General features: G+C 52.8%; 22 protein-coding genes. 11 read left to right on the top strand and 11 right to left on the bottom strand.

All coding sequences use genetic code 11. The features are described 5' to 3' along the window. Positions 1 to 14 precede the first annotated feature (14 nt). A complete protein-coding gene (gene yciA / locus AC1RKG_RS03605; RefSeq protein ID WP_020827163.1) occupies positions 15 to 443 on the top strand; it encodes an acyl-CoA thioester hydrolase YciA in 429 nt (142 codons plus the stop codon). Between the two features lie 247 nt (positions 444 to 690). After that, positions 691 to 1716: a LacI family DNA-binding transcriptional regulator gene (locus AC1RKG_RS03610; RefSeq protein ID WP_493182048.1), complete on the top strand. Its 1026-nt coding sequence runs from the start codon at positions 691 to 693 to the stop codon at positions 1714 to 1716. Positions 1717 to 1726: 10 nt separating this feature from the next. Here AC1RKG_RS03610 and AC1RKG_RS03615 read toward each other — a convergent pair whose 3' ends face one another. The 4 genes from AC1RKG_RS03615 to AC1RKG_RS03630 form a co-directional block, all read right to left on the bottom strand. Then, on the bottom strand, positions 1727 to 2695 hold the full coding sequence (locus AC1RKG_RS03615) for a nucleoside hydrolase (protein WP_493182050.1): 969 nt from the start codon (positions 2693 to 2695) through the stop codon (positions 1727 to 1729). Further along, on the bottom strand, positions 2692 to 3903 hold the full coding sequence (gene tsgA, locus AC1RKG_RS03620; RefSeq protein WP_122079508.1) for an MFS transporter TsgA: 1212 nt from the start codon (positions 3901 to 3903) through the stop codon (positions 2692 to 2694). Before tsgA ends, AC1RKG_RS03615 begins: the two co-directional genes overlap by 4 nt. A gap of 335 nt (positions 3904 to 4238) precedes the next feature. Further along, positions 4239 to 4985 carry a TonB system transport protein TonB gene (gene tonB / locus AC1RKG_RS03625; RefSeq protein ID WP_128864679.1) on the bottom strand — a complete coding sequence of 249 codons (747 nt, stop codon included), beginning with the start codon at positions 4983 to 4985 and terminating at the stop codon, positions 4239 to 4241. 238 nt (positions 4986 to 5223) lie between these two features. Beyond that, positions 5224 to 5877: an epoxyqueuosine reductase QueH gene (locus tag AC1RKG_RS03630; protein WP_020827168.1), complete on the bottom strand. Its 654-nt coding sequence runs from the start codon at positions 5875 to 5877 to the stop codon at positions 5224 to 5226. Between the two features lie 180 nt (positions 5878 to 6057). On the opposite strand from AC1RKG_RS03630, the gene AC1RKG_RS03635 reads away from it, so the two are divergent. Further along, on the top strand, positions 6058 to 6354 hold the full coding sequence (locus AC1RKG_RS03635) for a YciI family protein (RefSeq protein ID WP_020827169.1): 297 nt from the start codon (positions 6058 to 6060) through the stop codon (positions 6352 to 6354). A gap of 342 nt (positions 6355 to 6696) precedes the next feature. Next, on the top strand, positions 6697 to 6960 hold the full coding sequence (locus tag AC1RKG_RS03640; RefSeq protein ID WP_048758642.1) for a DUF1471 domain-containing protein: 264 nt from the start codon (positions 6697 to 6699) through the stop codon (positions 6958 to 6960). 73 nt (positions 6961 to 7033) lie between these two features. Here AC1RKG_RS03640 and AC1RKG_RS03645 read toward each other — a convergent pair whose 3' ends face one another. Further along, positions 7034 to 7588, bottom strand: coding sequence for a TetR/AcrR family transcriptional regulator (locus AC1RKG_RS03645; protein ID WP_493182052.1), 555 nt, complete (start codon positions 7586 to 7588; stop codon positions 7034 to 7036). Between the two features lie 125 nt (positions 7589 to 7713). On the opposite strand from AC1RKG_RS03645, the gene AC1RKG_RS03650 reads away from it, so the two are divergent. After that, a complete protein-coding gene (locus AC1RKG_RS03650; RefSeq protein ID WP_493182054.1) occupies positions 7714 to 9186 on the top strand; it encodes an MFS transporter in 1473 nt (490 codons plus the stop codon). Between the two features lie 196 nt (positions 9187 to 9382). Further along, entirely contained in the window at positions 9383 to 9874 is a 492-nt protein-coding gene (locus AC1RKG_RS03655; RefSeq protein WP_020827174.1) for a Dps family protein, read from the top strand. Between the two features lie 48 nt (positions 9875 to 9922). On the opposite strand, the gene AC1RKG_RS03660 is transcribed toward AC1RKG_RS03655, so the two are convergent. Further along, positions 9923 to 10099 (bottom strand): YciY family protein, encoded by a 177-nt coding sequence (locus AC1RKG_RS03660; protein ID WP_071827036.1) that lies wholly within the window; start codon positions 10097 to 10099, stop codon positions 9923 to 9925. Positions 10100 to 10352: 253 nt separating this feature from the next. Here AC1RKG_RS03660 and cls point away from each other — a divergent pair, with 253 nt between their 5' ends. Both cls and AC1RKG_RS03670 read left to right on the top strand, forming a co-directional pair. Then, a complete protein-coding gene (gene cls, locus AC1RKG_RS03665; RefSeq protein ID WP_041414608.1) occupies positions 10353 to 11813 on the top strand; it encodes a cardiolipin synthase in 1461 nt (486 codons plus the stop codon). A 56-nt stretch (positions 11814 to 11869) separates the two neighbouring features. After that, positions 11870 to 12193: an HI1450 family dsDNA-mimic protein gene (locus tag AC1RKG_RS03670; protein ID WP_004945300.1), complete on the top strand. Its 324-nt coding sequence runs from the start codon at positions 11870 to 11872 to the stop codon at positions 12191 to 12193. A 59-nt stretch (positions 12194 to 12252) separates the two neighbouring features. Here the strand turns inward: AC1RKG_RS03670 and AC1RKG_RS03675 are convergent, their stop codons facing one another. Next, positions 12253 to 13017, bottom strand: coding sequence for a DeoR/GlpR family DNA-binding transcription regulator (locus AC1RKG_RS03675; protein ID WP_020827176.1), 765 nt, complete (start codon positions 13015 to 13017; stop codon positions 12253 to 12255). A 294-nt stretch (positions 13018 to 13311) separates the two neighbouring features. Between AC1RKG_RS03675 and AC1RKG_RS03680 the strand changes: the two genes are divergently transcribed. The 3 genes from AC1RKG_RS03680 to AC1RKG_RS03690 all read left to right on the top strand — a co-directional run bounded on the left by AC1RKG_RS03680 (position 13312) and on the right by AC1RKG_RS03690 (position 16455). After that, positions 13312 to 14754, top strand: a complete 1443-nt coding sequence (locus tag AC1RKG_RS03680; protein WP_493182057.1) for an FGGY family carbohydrate kinase — start codon at positions 13312 to 13314, stop codon at positions 14752 to 14754. Positions 14755 to 14777: 23 nt separating this feature from the next. Beyond that, the gene (gene eutH / locus AC1RKG_RS03685) at positions 14778 to 16025 is read left to right on the top strand and encodes an ethanolamine utilization protein EutH (protein WP_020827178.1); all 1248 of its coding nucleotides are present in this window, start codon (positions 14778 to 14780) and stop codon (positions 16023 to 16025) included. Between the two features lie 73 nt (positions 16026 to 16098). Further along, positions 16099 to 16455, top strand: a complete 357-nt coding sequence (locus tag AC1RKG_RS03690; protein WP_128864684.1) for a DUF1937 family protein — start codon at positions 16099 to 16101, stop codon at positions 16453 to 16455. A gap of 70 nt (positions 16456 to 16525) precedes the next feature. Here AC1RKG_RS03690 and AC1RKG_RS03695 read toward each other — a convergent pair whose 3' ends face one another. The 4 genes from AC1RKG_RS03695 to AC1RKG_RS03710 form a co-directional block, all read right to left on the bottom strand. Continuing rightward, a complete protein-coding gene (locus tag AC1RKG_RS03695; protein ID WP_493182059.1) occupies positions 16526 to 17743 on the bottom strand; it encodes an FAD-dependent oxidoreductase in 1218 nt (405 codons plus the stop codon). Continuing rightward, positions 17740 to 19137, bottom strand: a complete 1398-nt coding sequence (locus AC1RKG_RS03700) for an NAD(P)/FAD-dependent oxidoreductase (RefSeq protein WP_493182061.1) — start codon at positions 19135 to 19137, stop codon at positions 17740 to 17742. Before AC1RKG_RS03700 ends, AC1RKG_RS03695 begins: the two co-directional genes overlap by 4 nt. Before the next feature lie 287 nt (positions 19138 to 19424). Continuing rightward, on the bottom strand, positions 19425 to 20426 hold the full coding sequence (oppF, locus tag AC1RKG_RS03705; protein WP_020827182.1) for a murein tripeptide/oligopeptide ABC transporter ATP binding protein OppF: 1002 nt from the start codon (positions 20424 to 20426) through the stop codon (positions 19425 to 19427). After that, positions 20423 to 21439, bottom strand: a complete 1017-nt coding sequence (locus tag AC1RKG_RS03710) for an ABC transporter ATP-binding protein (protein ID WP_020827183.1) — start codon at positions 21437 to 21439, stop codon at positions 20423 to 20425. Before AC1RKG_RS03710 ends, oppF begins: the two co-directional genes overlap by 4 nt. Positions 21440 to 21449 lie beyond the last annotated feature (10 nt).

Here is a 21449-nt window from a genome sequence, read left to right on the forward strand (position 1 = left end):
ATAAGCAGACTGCTATGACTCAACAACGACCTTTACCCAGTGGCGAAATGGTGCTGCGCACGCTGGCGATGCCGGCTGATACCAACGCCAACGGTGATATTTTTGGCGGCTGGCTGATGTCGCAGATGGACATCGGCGGCGCTATTCAGGCAAAAGAAATTGCCGAGGGACGCGTAGTAACAGTACGCGTCGATGGTATGACCTTCCTGAAACCTGTCGCCGTGGGTGATGTGGTATGTTGCTATGCGCACTGTATCCGTACCGGGCGCAGTTCTATCACCATCAATATCGAAGTGTGGGTCAAGAAAGTGTCCTCCGCCCCGATAGGCCAGCGTTATCGCGCAACCGAGGCAGTATTTACCTATGTCGCGGTGGACGATGAGGGCAATTCACGGGCCCTGCCCGACGGAAAAATGAATTTCCGTGTAGGTTTCGATGAATAAGCCGTAGCGACAAAATTCGTTTTCAATTAGCCCGATGCATCCCATCGGGCTTTTTTATTGCTGCAGGTTAATCAACGCGTTTCAATAACGCCTTTTGGCGGTTAAAGGCCTGTATCTTGATTTTGCTTGTGTATAATCAACCGGGTACCCCACGACGTGGGACGCCAGAGTCGGCCTATCGCTATCTTGGTCAGTGCTCCGCCTATCAATTCATCTTGTGGCATAAAACTGAGGTTATAAGTAGAGAATGGCTACCCTTAAAGACGTTGCACGCCATGCCGGTGTCTCTGTAACAACCGTATCTAACTTTATTAATAATAAAAAAAAGCTCAAAGATGATACCCGGCAGAACATTCTGGAAGCCATTCAGGCTACCGGCTACCGACACAATGCCTTGGCCGCCTCACTCAAGAAAAACTCTGCCAGTTTAAAAAGCATTGGCATCATTTCGATCGTCGACCAAAACCCCTTTTTCTCCGAGCTGTTCTTCAAGCTGGAAAATGAATGCTTCAAGCAGGACTTTACCGTGATCTCCTGCTTCCGCCATGCCGATAAAGAGGATTTGCATACCTACATTAATTTAATGTCAGGCCGCGTGGACGGCATCATCCTCATATCGTTGAAGCGCGACAAAATTGATACCGTAATCAAACAGATCCATGCGGTGCCGGTGGTGGCTATCGCTTTCGACATCGGTGATGTGATGAGTTTGTGCGGGGGTACAGAATTCAATTTACATAATGAGACTGGCGGCTATATAGCAGGACGGTTCTTGCTGTCCAAAGGGCACAAAAAAATTGCCTGTGTGACCGGGCCTAAAGCGTTAAAGACCACAACAAACCGTATCGCGGGTCTGAAAAAAGCACTGGGGGAATTTAACCTGCCTGAAGACGCCGTCGACTATATCGAAGGAAACTACACCTATCAGAGCGGCGTTGACGCCATGTATCAACTTTTTTCCTCCGCAGCGTTACCAACGGCCATTATCTGTCATAACGATTTAATGGCCATTGGCGTGCAGAATGCGGCGAATGAACTGGGCTTGAAGATCCCCAGGGAGCTTTCAGTCATCGGTTACGATGATATAGAAATGTCCAAATTGTCTTTCCCGTCACTCTCCACGGTTAGAATTCCTTTGGACGACATGGCTTACCAAGCCCTGGAAGGCCTGACCATGAAAATGTCTCATCCAGGGAGTAAAGCCATAATATCAATAACACCTAGCCTGGTCGTCCGGGGATCGGTCAGTGAACCCGTCGATTTTGGAAAATGACGTTCAGAAACTAAACCGTCGCCTTTTCCACCATGGTCGCCATATAGAGATCAAGCACCCCCTGGTGATCAACCTGAACGCAAACACGTTGCTTCGGTTTCCCGCTCCACTCATCAATCGGGTAACGTTTCCCCCCCTCTTTAAGCAGGGTATGCCCGATGGCCGGCCCTTCAGTAATCACCCGTATAGCGCCGACTTTGACGTCGAACAGCTCAGGGGCAATCGCATAGACAATGGCCGAAGAGTCGTGCACATAAAACCCTTCCATACCCATTTCCCGTTGATGAAAGTCCGCATAAAAACGCGTTATGCGATAAATGAACTCACCGTATCGGGCTGAATCCAGACGTAGTCGATCAATATATTCGCCAGTCATTACCGTTTGCTGAGTAACGTCCAGCCCAACGACAGTCACCGGCCAGTCAGTGGTCATCACCCTGTCGGCCGCATGCGGGTCGCCGATGATATTGGCTTCCGCGAAGGGAGTCACATTGCCCGTATGGCCGTTATGGCCAAATGCTCCGCCCATCACAATCACCTCTTTGACCAGGCCGGCAATGCTGGGATCCTTTTCAACCGCCAAAGCCAGATTGGTTAACCTGCCGACGGCGATTAAGGTAATCTCGCCCGGATGGGCTTTTACGCTATCGATAATGTAGTCATGAGCCGCTCGCTTATCGATGCCGTGATACTCCCCCGCAGGAATATCTATATCTCCCAATCCATTTAACCCATGGACAAAAGTGGTTGGCTCACCCGCCGCGACGACCAGCGGGGTATCCGCGCCCATGGCAACATCCGCAGTCAGACCAAACCGCTGCTTGATATACAGCGCATTTCTGGTGGCATTCTCGATAGTCGCATTGCCAAAAACGGTGGTAATCCCCATCAGCTCTATCTCTGAACTGGCATGTGCCAGCAGCATCGCCATGCTGTCGTCAATGCCGGGATCCGTATCAAAAATGACTTTTCTCTTCATGAATATATTTCCTTTGTGGATTTGGTGTTTTCAATCTTCTCGAGTATCAGACAGGCAACAATGGCGATACAGACGGCGGTAAAGCCCAGGACGGTCATGACCATCGCGCTGGCCACCCCGAACCGATCAACGATGGCGGCAGACAAAGCCGGAGAAATCGTGCTGCCCACGGTTCCGCACGTCAGTAAAAAGGTAACCAGCACGGCCGGAGAATTTTTCACCTGTTGAGAGCCAACGGAAATGCCTAATTTATAGACGCACGAGGTCAGAAAACCGAAGCCCAGGGTGAGAGTCAGGAATACCCTTGGGTTGTGAGTTATGCTCAAGTAAAAGGTCACCAGGATCGCAATGATAGAGACCGCCACTAACATGACCCGTGCGGGGATTTTATTCACCAGTATGGCTGCGGTGATTAAACCAAACACGGATGGCCCCCAATAGTTGCCCACTGCCGCCCCGGACTCCGCCGCGGACAAACCAAACGTCTGCTGCAAGTAACTGGGCGACCAGGTCAGGAAAGTACTCTGAGCAAACAGGTAAACACCGAGCGCAAACCCCATTAAAACCACTCTGGGGGTCATCACCTCTTTCCAGTTAAACCTGGCGCCTGGGGTGTTTGCTTTATCGGCTTCGGCCAAATCCCCTTTCGGATATTTCAATATAAAGGTGCTGATAAACACCAGCGCGGCAATCACGCCCGCCAGTCCGTAGGCGGTAGTCCATTGCATATTGGCCGCAATGATCATTGTCGCCATCGAGGGAAAGATAAAACCGGAAGCGCTAAAGGCACAATCAGTGGCGATAAAGGCGGAAGCACGTTTGTTTTCGTTGAAAACTTTGGAGATAAGCACTGCGCCGCCCGACAAACCGGTGCCGCAGCAGGTGCCCAAAACAAAAAGATAGAACGAAACAACGAACGGATTTCTGACATCCAGAAACACCAATGCGGCCAGAACAACCAGGAAAATGGCATAGGTGACGCGCAGGATGTGACGGATCTCAAATCGGGAATACACCGCCATCGAGATGAACGTTCCCAAAAGCGTGCCGCCGGTCAGGTAAGAAAACATCGCCGCGGCGTCCGTGATGCCCATACCCAGATAAACAGACATCGGTTTAATAACAATGCCTATCTGAGTGAGGAGACCCGCCATCACCATATAGGTCATAAATGAGACAGACAGTAAGCTGGCTTGGTAAGAACTCATGGTTTTCCCCGAAAAGGTTTAACGTTACACCATTTCATTTTGTTTTATGTGCCGAGAAGTTGAAGTGATCGGGTTCACAATTAAGTTAAATGAGCGTTAATGTTGCGTGAAGTGAGAGAGCGATCGGCTTTTGTTCAATAAATGAGGTTGAGGTGCGTGTTTCACTGTCAGGCGCAGTGAGGCAGGTTTTCTATAGCAGGACTTATAGGGTTTATCGTTACACCATTTAGCTTCAATAAGACGTATTGCAGGATTATGGCAACGCATAGCGAATTTCAGGCAGCAAAAAGGGCCGCCGAAGCGACCCTTGTCTTTAATTAACCCTAACCTGTCGGTCAGTTCATTTCCGTGGTGCCGTTAATTTTAAAGCGGATACTCATGGTGATATTCTTCGCTTCCTTGGCTTCATAACGCCACTTACGCATTGCCTGCTTCACTTCACGTTCGAACATATTGCGTGGTTCCGCAGACAGAATACGCACGTTACTCAAGCGGCCATCGCTATCGACATCAAACTGCACCCGTACATTGCCTTCAATCTGCAATGCTCTGGCACGCGGCGGATAAATCGGATCGACACGGCTGAGCGCCCTCGGCGCCACATCACGCGAATTACCCGCCACCGGTGCTGAAGGTGCCTGCTTAACCGGCGCTTTGTCGATAGGCTTGGCCGGCTGGTTATTTTCAAACGGCGAAGGCTCACGCGGTTCAGTTTTCTGCGGTTCACGCTTGACCGTTTTTTCAACCTTCGGCTTAGGTTTTGGCTTCGGCTTCGGTTTTACCGGCTCAGGTTTCAGTATTGCCTTCGGCGGCGGCTCCGGGATCGGTTCTGGTTCCGGCTCGGGTTCAGGCTCCACCTGCGGTTCTGGCTCCGGCTCGGCCGGCGCAGGAGGTGGCGGCTCCGCCATCGCGGCGGTATTGACCATCATGACGCTGATTGGCGCATCTTCAGGTTTGGGCAACTCCATCACTTCTTTGACAGAAGCATAGAGCAGACCCGCCACCAGGGCGCTATGTAAGCCAACGGACAGGACAATCGGCACGGACAAACGGCGATTAAGGAACATCTTTTTTAGCGGCATAATGATTCTGTTTCCTCTGGTTCGCCAAGTTTAAATGCAAATAGCAATCATATTCAATAACGAATGGCAAACTATCGCTCTAATCGTCGTTATTCATCGCTAAAACCTGCAAACTCATGGGGATATTAACCTTTCATTTGCCTTTTCGCCGAGGCTTTTACACGCTTCATTAACCTGATTTACCGCCGCCAAGAAGCAAAAAACCCGCCGCAGCGGGTTATTCGTTATCAATGCGACGTTATTCTTCATCGCCGTAATACAGCACGCCCAGTTTGATCAGCGGCCGGCCCTGCGCCTTGCGGTGCAGGTTGGTGTCACGAAGTGAATAAACGCAACCGCAGTACTCCTGTTGATAGAAGCGCTCGCGCTTGCTGATGTCGATCATCCGCGAAGCACCGCCTTTTTTACGCCAGTTGTAATCCCAGTACTCTAGATCCGGGTATTTTTCTGCCGCACGCACGCCGCAGTCGGTGATTTGCTGCATGTTCTTCCAGCGGGAGATGCCCAGCGAACTGGAAATGGTATCGTAGCCATTTTCGTGCGCATACAGCGCGGTACGTTCGAAACGCATGTCGAAGCACATGGTGCAACGGATGCCGCGCTCAGGTTCATGCTCCATCCCTTTGGCGCGAGCAAACCAGTTATCGGTATCGTAATCGGCGTCAATAATGGGTACGCCATGCTGCTCGGCAAAACGGATGTTCTCGTCTTTACGCAGCAGGTATTCCTTTTGCGGATGGATGTTCGGGTTATAGAAGAAAATGGCGTACTCGATGCCGGAGGCCTGAATGGCTTCCATCACCTCACCGGAACAGGGAGCACAGCAGGAGTGCAGCAGCAGTTTGCTTTTGCCCTCAGGCAAGTTGAGTTTCTCTCTAACCAGTTCCGTCATTTCTCTACCTCATAAACCTTGTCCGATGAATCGCGCGGCCGCACTATACGAATAAACACTAGCGGCTTCAAGGCATAAGCGCCAGCCGTGGCTAAATTCCAGCGGGCGGGCATTCCCTTGTCTCGTCTTTTGCGCTACTTTAAATTTACCGTTCTATAGCAATGATTTTAAAGGTGAAACATGCTTTATCTGATCTACGCGCAAGACGTCCCCAACTCATTGGAAAACCGCCTGTCGGTACGCCCCGCGCACCTGGCGCGCCTGCAGGCACTGCGTGATGCTGGCCGTTTGGTGGTTGCCGGCCCCAACCCCGCCATCGACAGTAACGATCCGGGCAGCGCCGGTTTCAGCGGCTCCACCGTTATTGCGGAGTTCGCCTCGCTGGCGGACGCACAAGCCTGGGCGGAACAAGATCCCTACGTCGCCGCCGGCGTTTATGGTGACGTAACGGTCAAACCCTTCAAACAGGTGTTCTAGCGTTAATGGCAACCCGCTGCTTTTTCGCCGCGGTGGGTTGTTATGACTGGCAGAACGAGTGTCACCATTAGGGGAATTTGATTTTAGCCATTTAGCATTCACCAGCTAAATAAAGACAAAAAAAAGCCAGCACGGAGTGGCTGGCTAAAGGGTTCTTCGAGGGAATATCTTGTTCGATAAACATACTCCCTTCCCCGCTGAATTCGCCATCTATCGGTGCGATAGGCTCCGCCTGTACCGCTTATTTTTACCACTGCATGGAAAACCTACAACAGCGACCTACACTTAAGCCGTAGTCATGTTCGAACTTATCCATTCGTTCTCTACGTAAAAGGAATAGTGATGAAAGCAACTAAATATCTGTTGGCTGTACTGGCATTCGCCTCCTTCTCTTCCATGGCCGCCATTGAAATCACCAAGGAAGAAGCCGCAAAACATACCGAAATTGGCCCGGTGACCATCTCACAAGATGGCGATGATACCGTGGGCATCGATCACGCAAGATTGTCTAAAGCGGTCGATGAAAAAGGCGGGAAATACTATGTGATTATCGGCCGCGAGGGGAAAACCTCCTTCGAAACCATCAATGCCGTGGCCTACAAATAACGCCTGAATACTCAAATGGCGTATTAACGCGGCGGTGACTCGGGCCGCGTTAATCCTGATCCACTAAAAATCTTCAGCGACTCTGCACATCTTGCAAAATCAATGTCTGCATATCCGCAAACATGGCATCCCACTCCGCCGGATCAATCTCCATCAAGCCAAAGTAGCGCAGCATAAATGCTCCTTCGGTGGCCAAAAACGCCAGCCGCGCACGCTTGCCTTCCTCAGTGGCTAAATCCAGTTCGGCAATCCGACTGCGGTACCATTCACGCGTACTGTCCAGATGCTCCGGGGTTTGGATCAGGGTCGCCATCAGCCCGGCAGCCTTGGCGCTGGAGGCCTGATCGGAGCTTCGGGTCGCCTGCAGATGCGCTTGCGCACTCGTCGTGGCCGAGGGGTTTTCGCCGGCAATCTCGTCGAATACCCGTTCATAAGCTTTACCCCAGCGATCGAACATCGCATCGATCATAGCGTCTTTGCTGCCAAAGCAATATTGCACGCCACCTTTGGAAATCCCCATAGCTCTGGCAACAGAATCAATGGTCAGCCCGGCGGCACCCTGCGTGGCGACAATCTCTTCCGCCACGTCCAGAACCTTGTCACGATCGATGCTGCGTTGACGTCCCATTGAGAAACCCTCTTTTCAATACATACGTATGGATATATATTACGCCAGTATACCACCCGGCAATCCTGAGTGGTGACGATCTTATAGCTACGCCCCCGCGTAGCTTGTTTTTTTGGAATAATATTATGCACGTAAACAACCGCTGGTTGATCCTGGCAATGATTTCCAGCGCGCTTTTTTTGATTATTATCGACATGACGGTACTTTACACCGCTTTGCCACGGCTGACCCTGGCGCTGGATGCCAGCGCTTCGCAAAAATTATGGATCGTAAATGCCTATCCACTGGTGGTAGCGGGTTTACTGCCTGGTGCAGGCATGTTGAGCGATCGTATTGGTCATAAACGATTGTTTATAGCTGGGTTGCCGGTGTTTGCCGTCGCCTCGCTTTGCGCGGCCTTTTCCCCGTCGGCCGAATGGCTGATCGCTGCCCGGGTATTCCTTGCGGTAGGTGCCGCGATGATGATGCCGGCTACCCTGTCCATTGTCCGCCATGTCTTTACTGATGAGCGTGAACGCGCCTTGGCCATAGGCATCTGGGCAGCGGTGGCCTCTGGCGGCGCGGCTATTGGGCCAGTAGTTGGCGGCGTGCTGCTGGAGTATTTCTGGTGGGGCTCGGTGTTTTTGATCAACGTCCCTGTGGTGTTGGCAGTACTGCCGTTTGCATGGCGTTTGATTCCACACTGCGGCGGCGAAAACAAAAGCCCTTACGATATCATCGGATCGGTACAGATCATGGCCGGTCTGGTTGGTTGTATCTATGCGTTAAAGGAACTAAGCAAAGCGGCCCCCTCCTTTACCGCGTTGGCGATTGCCGCCGCGATCGGCGTTGTATCGCTCTGGCTGTTTGTTCGCCGCCAACGGCGGGCACGCTATCCGATGATCGACTTCTCGTTGTTCCAGAATCGGCTGTTTGCCGGTGGCGTCGGGGTAGCGTTAGTGTCGATGATTGCGTTAGTCGGCGTAGAGCTGGTACTGACTCAACGGCTGCAGCTGGTGCTTGAACTCAGCCCTTTGCAGGCCGCGCTGTTTATTCTGCCGATCCCGCTGGCGTCAGCGCTGGCAGGCCCGTTAACCGGCTTACTGCTGCCGCGCTTCGGTGAGCGCAGCATGATACTCAGTGGATTTACTCTGACCGGCTTGGGTATCGCAGGCCTGGCTCTGCTTTACCAAAGTAGCCTGGTGTTGCAGCTGATTTGCCTGTTCATCGCCGGTTTTGGTCTTGGCGGCGTGATCACAGCAGCCTCAACCGCCATCATGCTTAACGCGCCGGAAGAGAAGTCAGGTATGGCAGCGTCGATCGAAGACGTTTCCTATGAATTGGGCGGGGTTCTGGGCATCACCTTGCTTGGCGGATTGATGACCGCCATCTACAGCCACAGCCTGGCTCTGCCTGGCAGCCTGCCGGTAAGTGATATCGCCTACGACAGCATCGACGAGGCATTGAGGCTGGCCGCCAATCTGGCAGCCGATCAGGCCGAACAGCTTAAACAGCTGGCGCGCCTGGCATTCGACCGCGCATTTATCGTCGTGCTGATTGCAGCCGCTACGCTGATGGCACTGGGCGCCGGCGTGGCAAAAATGGCATTGCGCAAGTAATGGTCGAAAGCTGCTGTTGTTGTTAACGCATTCTGCTTAAACTGATTTGGCAATTTGCTTCGCGGATTTATCGATATTGGTTTTGACGATTGCATTGATGCTTTTGAACGTCTTTAACCCTGCGATAAATCCGGTTACTGTGTTTGTTATGGATATTGTGTAAATCATCGAATCAAATAATCAGGAGAAGATTATTATGGCAACGACGAAGAAAGCAGCAAAAAACCATATCGGCCTGGACAGCAAACAATCGGCGAAGCTCTCGGAAGCCTTGAATGCGCTGCTGGCGAATTATCAGGTGCTGTATATGAACGTACGCGGCTACCACTGGAACATTTCAGGCCCGCACTTCTTCGAGCTGCACGTCAAATTTGAAGAAACCTATAACGATCTGCTGACCAAAGTCGATGAATTGGCAGAGCGTATTTTGACCCTGGGTTCACAACCGCGTCATGCTTTTAGCGATTACCTGAAAACTTCCGACATCAAGGAAGACACCAACGTCACCGACGATAAAGGTACGCTAAGCGGGTTGCTGCACGGTTATTCGGTGCTGCTGCAACAACAGCGTGAACTGCTGACGCTGGCTGCCGATGCCGGTGATGAAGGGACTGCTTCTCTGATGAGCGACTACATCAAAGAGCAGGAAAAACAGGTGTGGATGCTTAACGCCTATCTGGGTAAATAACCCCCAGTCTCCGCTAACAAAACAGTCCCCTCAGGGACTGTTTTCGTTTTACCACTCGTATGACACCACAAACAGCAACGAACGTCGGTGCTGATCGTCCAAGCGACGCCGCACCCGAATGATATGCCGATTGCTGCATGACTGGCGTTCCAACCAGCGATGCCTGCGGCGCTGGCTCTGCCGCAACATCCGCCAGCGGCCCACTTCGTTTCTACTGCGTCTCATCGTTTCGTCACTCATTCGTCAAAAGCCAACGGCGGGCATTATAGCCCTTTCACTGTGCGATCCAAGCCACAGTTTTTCGTATTTTACTCTGCCCCGACCACGCGGCAGTTAGCCCAAAATGTCCTTTTCGTTTACAGCAAGTGCCTTAAGACAATCATATTTTTGCAACATAAGCGCGGAGAAAAGGTTTCCCCTTTACCATTCTGTGCGTACACTCATCGTTGGTGGTTTGCGAACGGGATTTTTCGCCTTTATGACAACATTTTATACCGTAATCAGTTGGCTCATGGTGTTTGGTTACTGGCTGCTTATCGCCGGTGTGACCCTGCGTATTCTGATGAAACGCCGTGCCGTACCGTCAGCGATGGCCTGGCTGCTGGTTATCTACATTCTGCCGCTGTTTGGTATTGTGGCTTATTTATCTTTTGGCGAATTGCACCTGGGCAAACGCCGGGCCGAACGCGCCAAGGCCATGTGGCCCTCTACCGCACGCTGGCTGAGCGAATTAAAAGAGAGCCAGCGGATCTTCGCTACGGAGTACAGCGAGGTTGCCAGACCTCTGTTTCAACTGTGCGATCGCCGTCAGGGCATTGATGGCGTCAAAGGCAACCAACTTCAGCTGCTGACCACGACGGATTCAACGCTGGAAGCGCTTATCCGCGATATTGAGCTGGCTCGCCATAATATAGAGATGGTGTTTTATATCTGGCAGCCCGGCGGACTGGTGGATCAGGTCGCCGAGTCGCTGATGGCGGCCGCGCGCCGGGGCGTACACTGCCGCCTGATGCTGGATTCTGCCGGTAGCCTGCAATTCTTCCGTAGTCCCTATCCCGGCATGATGCGTAATGCCGGTATCGAAGTCGTGGAAGCACTCAAGGTCAACCTGTTCCGTGTGTTCCTTCGTCGAATGGATTTGCGTCAACACCGTAAAGTGGTACTGATCGACAACTATATTGCCTACACCGGTAGCATGAACATGGTGGACCCGCGCTATTTCAAACAGGATGCCGGCGTCGGCCAATGGATCGATTTGATGGCGCGCATGGAGGGCCCGGTCGCCAGCACCATGGGGATCGTTTATGCCTGTGATTGGGAGATTGAAACCGGTAAACGCATCCTGCCGCCGCCGCCGGACGTCAATATCATGCCGTTCGAACAGGAAAGCGGCCACACGATCCAGGTTATCGCCTCCGGTCCCGGCTTCCCTGAAGAGATGATCCACCAGGCGCTGCTGACGGCCGTTTACTCTGCGCGCGAACAGCTGATCATGACCACGCCTTACTTTGTGCCAAGCGACGACCTGCTGCATGCTATCTGCACCGCCGCCCTGCGCGGGGTGGAGGTCAGCATTATTGTCCCACGCGACAACGACTCGACGATGGTACGCTGGGCCAGCCGCTCCTTCTTCTCCGAACTGCTGGAAGCGGGCGTGCGGATTTATCAGTTCGAAGGCGGTCTGCTGCATACCAAGAGCGTGTTGGTCGACGGTCAGCTCAGCCTGGTGGGTACGGTGAACCTGGACATGCGCAGCCTGTGGCTGAACTTCGAAATCACGCTGGTGATCGACGATGACGGTTTCGGCAGCGATCTGGCCTGTGTGCAGGATGATTATATTGCCCGTTCGCAGTTGCTGAACGCACAAGAGTGGCAGAAACGGCCGTTCTGGCATCGGATTGTCGAGCGCCTGTTCTACTTTTTCAGCCCGCTGCTATAAATGCCGTAGCGGGCATGGTTTAATAACGCCAAATCATTTGTGATCGGGATTTAATTATGGATTTGAATAACCGCCTTACTGAAGACGAAACGCTGGAACAGGCTTACGACATCTTTCTGGAACTGGCCGGCGACAATCTGGATCCGGCGGATATTCTGCTGTTCAATCTGCAGTTTGAGGAGCGCGGCGGCGCAGAACTGTATGACCCTGCGGAAGACTGGTCGGAACATGTGGATTTTGACCTGAACCCGGATTTCTTTGCCGAGGTAGTGATTGGTCTGGCAGACAGCGATGGCGAGCCAATCAACGACGTTTTTGCCCGCGTGCTGCTGTGCCGCGAGAAAGACCACAAGCTTTGCCACATCCTGTGGAAAGAGTAACCTTCTGATACTCATATAACCCTGTCGGTCATCGCGACCGGCAGGGTTGCTTACCCTCCTCAGGCCACAATCACCTGAAGATTCGCCGGGAAAACCAGATTCTTCAGTTTTTTCTCCGGATCGCTGGTCACCAACCACGAGATATCTTTTAACTCTGCCACCAGCCCTGTCGCATGGTTATTCAACTTGTGCCCATCGGCAAGGACAATGGTTTTGTTGCTGTTTTTGATCATCTGACGGGCAATGGCGGCCTCGTTCAAATCCTGATCCATCACCCCTGCCTTTGGGCTCACCGCCCCGGCACCGATGACCGCGTAATCCGCATAGAAAGCGCTGATCCCCTGCAATGCCACCGGGCCAATGCACTCCATTTTCGACAGGCCAAACTGGCCACCAATCAGGATCAGGTTAATCGTTGAATTGTCATGGAACAGATTGGCGATCACCGGAGAATTGGTGATGACGGTAAGCTGATTAATACCGGCAATCTGCTTGGCAAACTCCAGCGTCGTAGTCCCGAAGTCGATAAACAGCGAGTCCCCGGGCTTGATCAATTCTGCCGCCTTAATGGCAATGGCCTTTTTGTCGTCTTCAGCCAATTTGGCCCGCTGATTAAATTCCAGCTCAAACCCAAACTGAGCGATAACCGCCCCACCATGGATTTTCTTGATGTGTTTCAGCTCTTCAAGCTTATTCAGATCTCTGCGAATGGTTTCCTGAGAAACATTAAAGTCATCAGCCAATTCATTGACGAACACCTGCCCACTATTTTTCAACTTATCGAGAATGATGTTCCTTCGTTCTAATGCGTTTGAGTAATCCATCTTCTGATCCATTATGCTGTTTTTAACATTATAAAAAGTGTGGGTTTGCGGGGCATTTTATTGCTTGGTCGACAATTGTTTACCAACTCCTCACGTGAAGCAACTGCCCATTTCACTTTTCACAGGGCTAAAACCACAGCATAACCACACTGCCAGAAGCCAAAACCAAGATGTTGGTCACAATTAAATCGAAAATTGTGAGTTTGATGTTGATTTAATGTGTAGTGATGATACTAAATAATATAAACGGGCACAATGACAACACATAAACCACAAAATAGACCTGAGGGCTTTATGCTGAACCAACGCTATGCAGCCATTGACCAAGGAACAACAGGAACACGCGTCGTGGTGTTCGGCGAGGACGGAAAACATTTTTCCCCCGCCGCCATCGCGCACAAACAATTAACGCCCAATCCTGGTTGGGTTGAACATGATCCCATGGAGATCCTGCGCAATATTCGCACCTGTCTTAGCCAGTGTGGGGTGGTGGATGCCATTGGCCTGGCGCATCAGGGCGAAAGCGTCGTCGCCTGGGATGCCCAGAGCGGCCTGCCGCTCTATAACGCCATTATTTGGCAAGACCAGCGTACCGAATCCGTTATCCGTCAACTGCGCAATGAAGGTTTTGAAGAAACCATCAGGGCGAAGACCGGCCTGCCGCTGGATACGTATTTTTCCGGGAGCAAGCTGGGATGGATCATGCGCAATGTGCCCGGTGCCCGTGAGCTTTCACGCCGCGGCCATTTGCGACTCGGTACGATGGACAGTTTTTTCATGTTCCACCTGTGCGGGACACATATCACCGATTACAACTCGGTTTCCCGAACCTCGTTATTCAATATTCATACCCTGCAATGGGACGAAGAACTGTGTCGGTTATTTGGCGTTCCAATCGAAGCATTGCCAAACATTCGCGACAATACCGGCCATTTTGGCGACGTGACCTATGCCGGCAATACCACACCGCTGACGGCCTGCATCGTCGATCAGTTTGCCGGCACTTATGGTCATGGCTGCCTGCAGCCCGGTCAGATGAAAATCACTTTCGGCACCGGCGCGTTTTTGCAATCGATTACCGGACCCAAGGTTCCCGACGCGCAAGGCTCAGGGCTTCTCCCGACATTATGCTGGAAATTACCGGGCGAGCCTCCGCTCTACGGCCTGGATGGCGGCGTCTATAACGCGGCATCGGCCATTAACTGGGCCAAAAAGATCGGCTTGTACAGCGATATCGAGGAGTTCTCCGATTTCCCGGATCAACCGGCCATCGCTCGCGGCTTGGCTTTTATCCCTGCACTCTCCGGCTTGGGTTGCCCCTATTGGGATCGCTCGGCAGCCGGATTATGGGCTGGGCTGTCGCTGGAAACCGAACGCAAAGACATGCTGCAGTCCATTCTTGAAGGGATCGCCATGCGCTCGGCCGAGGTGATCTACGCCATGGACAAAGTTCGGCCCATTGGCGACACCATTTCGGTGGACGGTGGCTTATCGGCCAACCTCTACTTTAAGCAGTTCCTTGCCAGCCTGATCCAAAAACGCATCGTTACCCCTGCCAACCGGGAAATTACCGCGCAGGGTGTCGCTTTGCTGGCTCGCAAGGGCTTAGGCAACACCCACCCGATGAACGTCAGAACACAACACGTCACCACTGAGCCTGCAGAACGCGATCTGTCTCCTTATTTTGCAAAATATAAGGACATTATTTCCCGTTCCCGCAACCTGCGCGGCGAATAAATAATAAGAAAACGGAGGCAATTATGTCTGAGATTGGCAACATCATTATCTATATCATTATGGCCGGGACCCTGCTCGGCGCCATGGCTTCGGTGATCAAACCCGAAAGCGGATTGGGCAAAGAATTCGTCAATGGTATTCATTCCATTGGCCCGGTATTTCTGGCCCAGGCCGGTATTATGGCGGCGATCCCGATTCTTTCTTACGCTATTACCTACACCGTCGGCCCTCTGTTCCAATCAATGGGATCGGATGCGTCCATTGCCGCCCTGTCGATTATCGCCGTTGATATGGGCGGCTATCAGTTGGCAGACGCGATCGCGGCTAATCGTGATCAATGGATCACAGCCATGTTGGTTGGCTACACCTCCGGTGCCAGTATCGTCTATTTAATTCCGGTCGGCCTGGTCATGCTACAGCAAAAAGACCACAAATATCTGGCGCTGGGCGCCATGGCAGGCTTAATCAGCATTCCGTTTGGCGTACTGATTTCATTGATGATCATCACGCTTAATAATATTCCGGTACGGGATATCATCTCCACGGCATCCCCCGCCAATCACTATTTAAGCATCGACTTCTTCAATGCCTTGCAACTGCTTTCCCCCCTGTTCGTTTTTTGCATCCTGCTGGCGTTAGGGCTGAAATACCGAACCCTATGGATGGTCAAATGCTTTCTGTTCTTTGGCAAGATTATGGATGCCTTTATCAAAATGGTGCTGGCCGCCTGTATTATTCAGCACTTCACCGGGGTCTTTAGCAAAGTCTTTGGCGGTTGGGTGTTCGATCCTCTTTTCGCCGACGAAAAAGAACTTTACCGGGCGATTGAGATTGCGGGCTATATCGGCATCATGCTGGCGGGCACCTTCCCGATTTGCTACCTGTTCCAGAAGTACTGCCAGCGCCCGATGAAGTTTATCGGCCGACAACTTCGGCTCACGGATGCCGGGGCCATTGGCATGGTCATGGTGCTGGCCAACATCATCGCCGTTTATCACCTGTTCAAAGATATGCGTGCCCGTGACAAAGTACTGTGCGTGGCCTTTGGTATCTGCGCCCAGGCGACCTTAGGCGACCATTTGGCCTTTACCGCCAACTTCCAGCCCACCCTGGTCCTGCCGATTATGGTCGGTAAATTCCTTGCCGGTGCCATTGCCGTGACCATCGCAATCTTTATTTCCGTCCCGGAGGCGCAACGGATGGAGCAGCGCGACGCACGCGAAGAGGCGGCAGCGCAAAACGATCGGCCGACCGTTCCCCTGGCCGTTTAATTTCCCGCTTAATTCCCCAGCAGTGCCTGGTAACCAGGCACTGCTTTCTTTATGTAATCCTATGAGGTTCACCATGCGTAAGATATTCCTTGCCTGCCCCTACAGCCATGCCGATGAGAACGTGGTGCAGGAGCGATTTCTCGCCTGCAATAAAGTGGCAGCCAACATCATCGAGGCCGGTCATGCGGTTTTCAGCCAGGTCACCATGTCGCACCCAATTAATTTGCAGTTGCAAAACACCGATAAAGCAGAGATTGGCAAAATGTGGGCGCCGGTGGATGCGCTGTTTTTAGCCATGATGGAAGAGTTGATTATTTTGGATCTTCCCGGTTGGGATCAAAGCGCAGGCATTAAACGAGAGATTGAGTTCTATCAATCACGCAATCAACGCGTAAGTCTGTGGTCAGAGGTTGAACACGAATTCAAATAGCTCTCTGGACATCAGAATAAACTAAGCCTGCATATGCAGGCTTTTTCATTGTGCTAAGTGGGGAAAATCGCTATCGGGCGATAACGGTCAAGTGACTGTTCGGCGTGAGACCGGAAATATCGATATTTTTAAGAAGAATGCGACGTTCAGGCAAGCAGCGGTGCTTTCCGCGGTAAAGCTCTTTTTCACCGTCGCGTACGATGATTTCGCCTTTATGGTAACGGTTAACACGGACATTGAGCGTGACGCGATCGGCGGCCGGTGCTGACACGGAAACGCGATTTGGCGCAGCAAGACGGAATACCTCGTCCAGTTGAATAGGAATCTCAAATCGCACGGCGTCATCCTGTTGCAGAGATCGGGCAACTTGCCGACCTACGCGCAACCCTTCCTGGTAACACTGATCGCCCATATCGGCGGGGTGCGTCATATTACCTGCAACATAATAGGCCGGATCGGAACAGCGACCGTGCTGGTCGAACCATGGGCGGCCAGTCTCAGGCTCATAGGCCAAATGGCTGTTACGGATCAGCGTATACTCGCCGGTAAAGTGGCCGGTAAAAATAATGCTGTCGCAGGCTAATTGTTGTGAGCTGCCGTCCGCGGCGGTAAATTCGATACTTTCCACCCGCTCGCCGCCATTGATTTGAGTGATGTGCGCACCCAGATGGAGCTTAACGCCCATAAGGCGTGCATATAACGCAGCCACGCGAAACGCCGTTGGCCGGGGGTTTTCATCTATCAGAGCCAGCGCCTTGATGCCCGCATTGCGCAGCGTCCAGATAGTGGAAAAGCTGACCAGCTCAGACCCGACGATCACCGGCTTAATGCCCGGCTTGAGTTTTTTCAGATAGATAAACTGCTGTAACGCCCCTGCGGTCAGAACACCCTGCGGCCTTACGCCGCTGACCAGCCTGGCATGGCGTGGCGTTTCGCGCACGCCCGTGGCAATAATCACGCGTTTTGCACGCAAGGTTTCAAGGCCCCGATCGCCAGAGATGATTACCTCACCGCCGGGCTTGATATCTACCACCGTGGTACAGGTTCTGATTTCACAATTGTTTTGCACCAGATTCAGAATGCGCTCGGCCCAGAGGTGCCCTTTCATCGGCCGGTAGAACGTCTGCATGCCGAACGTAGGATGACGGCAATGGCGCGGTACGCCACCCGCCTGTTTCTCTCTTTCCAACAGCAGAACGCGATTTACGCCTTCATCCCATAAAGCGCGGGCGGCGGCCAAACCGGCCGGCCCGGCGCCAATAATAATCACGTCATATGACTGACTCATTCCACCCTCCCAACGACCAGCGTGTTGTCCAGACGATCGCCCACGATTTCGGCAACCTGATTACTGCAGAAAAAGCCGTTGCAGCGTCCCATCATGACGCGGGTACGGCGACGCAAACCACCGATACATTCAGGCGGCACCGCCGAGTGGAATGCCGCCTCCAGCTCACGCCGCGTGACCAATTCGCAGTGACAGACAATGCCGCCATTGCCCGAACAGGCATAATCACGCGGCTGATAATCAGACAGCATCGGCATCACCGGCCACTGGAGCTCAGCAGGCGGTTGATCGGTAAAGAGCGGATTAAAATGGTCGCGATAAAGTGTTTCTACATGGGCGGCAATCCCCAACGCAGCCGTCAGCCCAGTGGAACGGATCCCGCCCACGCTGATCCAATTTTCCTGCGGATAGTGATAAATTCGATACTCTTTCTTTTCCGTTGCCGGCCGTAGCCCAGCGTAGGTGGCGGTCACACTGTATTGCGTCAAAGTCGGCAACATCCGGCTGCCTTTTTCAATCAGCCCTTTGAGCACCGATTCATCGACATCGGCCCGGTTACGGTCGGTTTGCTCTTCAGCCGTCGGCCCCAGGATCATATTGCCGAAAATGGTTCGACACAGCAGAACGCCTTTGGTGGTGGGCGTCGGAACCGGCAGGATGATAGCATTGATATCCGCCGCGGCGGCTTTGTCATAGACCAGAAACTGCCCTTTCCTTGGGCGGATTTCATAATCCGGTTTCCGCCACAGGCCATCGATCAAATCACCATGGTTACCCGCACAGTTGATCACCAACTTAGTACGCACGCTGCCCTGGTTAGTCTGCAATAACCAACCTTGCTCATCGCGCGTTGCCTTGGTCACTTCACAGTTAAAACGGTCAGCCCCACCGTGCATCACGGCCTGCGTAACGTAAGCGAGCGGCGCACTCCAGGGATCGATGACATATTCACCGGGGACTAATACCCCACCCAGCACGCCCTCCGCTAATTTTGGCTCACGCTGATAAACTTCGGCGGCAGAAATCTGCGCCACGTCCGTCACCCCATTTTCATGTGCCTGTTTCACTATGCCAGGCAGCGCCGCGAGCTGTTCTTCGTTCCAGGCCACCACGATGGCCGTGGTCTGCAACAGCGGAAGGTTCATCTTTTCTCTGATCGCCAAATACTCGTCGTAACCCGCCTGCATGCATTGCAGCTCCAGGCTTCCCGTCGGCGCATCAAAACCGGTATGGAGGATCGCGCTGTTGGCCTTGCTGGCGCCGGACAAGATATCGCCGCCACGCTCCAGCAATAACGTTTTCGCGCCCATCAGGGTGAAACGTCGGAAAACGGCGCATCCCACTACGCCGCCTCCGATAACTACCACATCAACATTTTCATTTAGCTGTGTCATACGCGTTTTCTCACCACGAAACATGTGATAATAAAACCACATAAACCACACCATTACAACATCAAAACCACATTTTAAAATCGCAAAGGGAACAGCAAAAACCATAGATAAATAGAATTACCCATTGAAATTTATTTATTATTTTAAATAAATACGCTGAGTTTCATTTTTAGCCGCGTGCGTTATTTGTGGTTTTTGTTGGTTTTTCCTTGTGGCGGAAATGCCATAAAAAAAGGGTTCATGCAAACATGAACCCTTCAGGCAACAAAATGGAATGAAATGGCCGTTTACAGCGGATCGACCTTCAGACAGGACACGGCATGGCGGAAGCTGCCTTCCAGCAGCGGACGCGTCTTGGCACATTCCGGCCCGGCGATCGGGCAGCGGGTGCGGAACACGCAGCCAGAGGGCGGGTTGATCGGCGAAGGCAGTTCCCCTTCCAGTAACTGGATCTGCTTTTCCTTCTCCTTGTCCGGATCCGGGATCGGCACCGCCGACATCAACGCTTTGGTGTAAGGATGCTGTGGATTGTGGTACACCTCATCATACGTACCCAGCTCCACCGCATGGCCCAGATACATCACCAACACACGGTCGGAGATGTGTTTGACCACCGCCAGATCGTGGGCGATAAAGATCAGCGACAGGCCCATTTCACGCTGCAGTTGCTGCAGCAGGTTCACCACCTGTGCCTGAATCGACACGTCTAACGCCGAGACTGGTTCATCGCATATCACCAACTTAGGTTCGAGGATCAAGGCGCGCGCAATGCCGATACGCTGGCACTGACCGCCAGAGAACTCATGCGGATAGCGGTTGATCAGGTTAGGCAACAGACCAACCTTCAGCATCATCGCCTTTACCTTGTCTTTCACTTCCTGACGCGGCATTTTTGGGTAATAGGTGCGCAGCGGTTCCGCGATGATTTCACCGATGGTCATGCGTGGGTTCAGCGAAGCCAGTGGATCCTGGAAGATCATCTGGATATCACTGCGGGTTTTGCGCCAGTCGACGTCGCTCATGCCAAGCAGGTCTTTACCCAACCAGGCCACGCGGCCGCTGGTAGCCTTCACCAGGCCGATAATGGCGCGGGCGAACGTCGATTTGCCACAGCCTGACTCGCCCACCACGCCCAGGGTTTCCCCTTCAAACAGGCGCAGCGTCACGCCATCAACGGCCTTGAGCGTTTTTGGCGGCTGCCAGAACCACTGTTTGTCATCATGAATGTCGAAGTGCACTTTCAAATCGGCCACTTCGAGCAGCACTTTCTTGTCGGTTACCGCAGTCATACCAACGCCTCCACCGGTTTAAAGCAGGCGCGCAGGCGCCCTTCACCAAACTGCTCCAATGGCGGAGCGCTCGAACATTGCGCCATCGCGTACGCACAACGCGGTTGGAACGGACAGCCCTTCGGCAGGCGCAGCAGGTTCGGCGGATTGCCGGGAATGGTCATCAGCGCTTCGCCTTCGGCGTCCAGACGCGGTACCGCATTCAGCAAACCAATGGAATAAGGATGGCTCGGGTGATAGAACACATCCCGTGCGCTACCGTATTCCATGGTACGTCCGGCATACATCACCAAGACCTTATTACAGATACCGGCCACAACGCCCAGGTCGTGGGTGATCATGATGATCGCGGTATTGAACTCGCGCTTCAGCTCGTTCAGCAGCGTCATGATCTGCGCCTGCACCGTCACATCCAATGCGGTGGTCGGCTCATCGGCAATCAGCAGCTTGGGCCGGCACAGCAGTGCCATGGCGATCATCACGCGCTGGCGCATGCCGCCGGAAAACTCATGCGGGTACATGCGCATGCGCTTGCGCGCTTCCGGCATTTTGACCGCATCTAACATGCGAACCGATTCTTCGAAAGCTTCGCTTTTGCTCATGTTTTTATGCAGCATCAGCACTTCCATCAGCTGCTCACCAACGCGCATATAAGGGTTGAGCGAGGTCATCGGGTCCTGGAAGATCATCGAAATTTCTTCTGCCCGCAGCTTGTTGAGCTGTTTTTCCGGCAGGTTGAGGATTTCACGACCGTTAAATTTGGCCGAACCGCCAATGCGGCCATTGCTGGCCAGCAGTCCCATCAACGCGAAGGCGGTCTGAGATTTGCCGGAGCCGGATTCGCCCACGATACCCAGCGTTTCACCGGCGCGCAGATCAAAATTCAGATCGTTCACTGCCGTCACGTCACCGTCCGGGGTGCCGAAGGTCACGCGCAGATCTTTTACATCCAGCAACAGCGACGACTTCACGCTGCCGGCGGTTTGCAACTGCGGATTTTCAATGGTGCTCATGATTGCACTC

Source organism: Serratia sp. GW822-FHT06D09 (genome assembly GCF_058799515.1).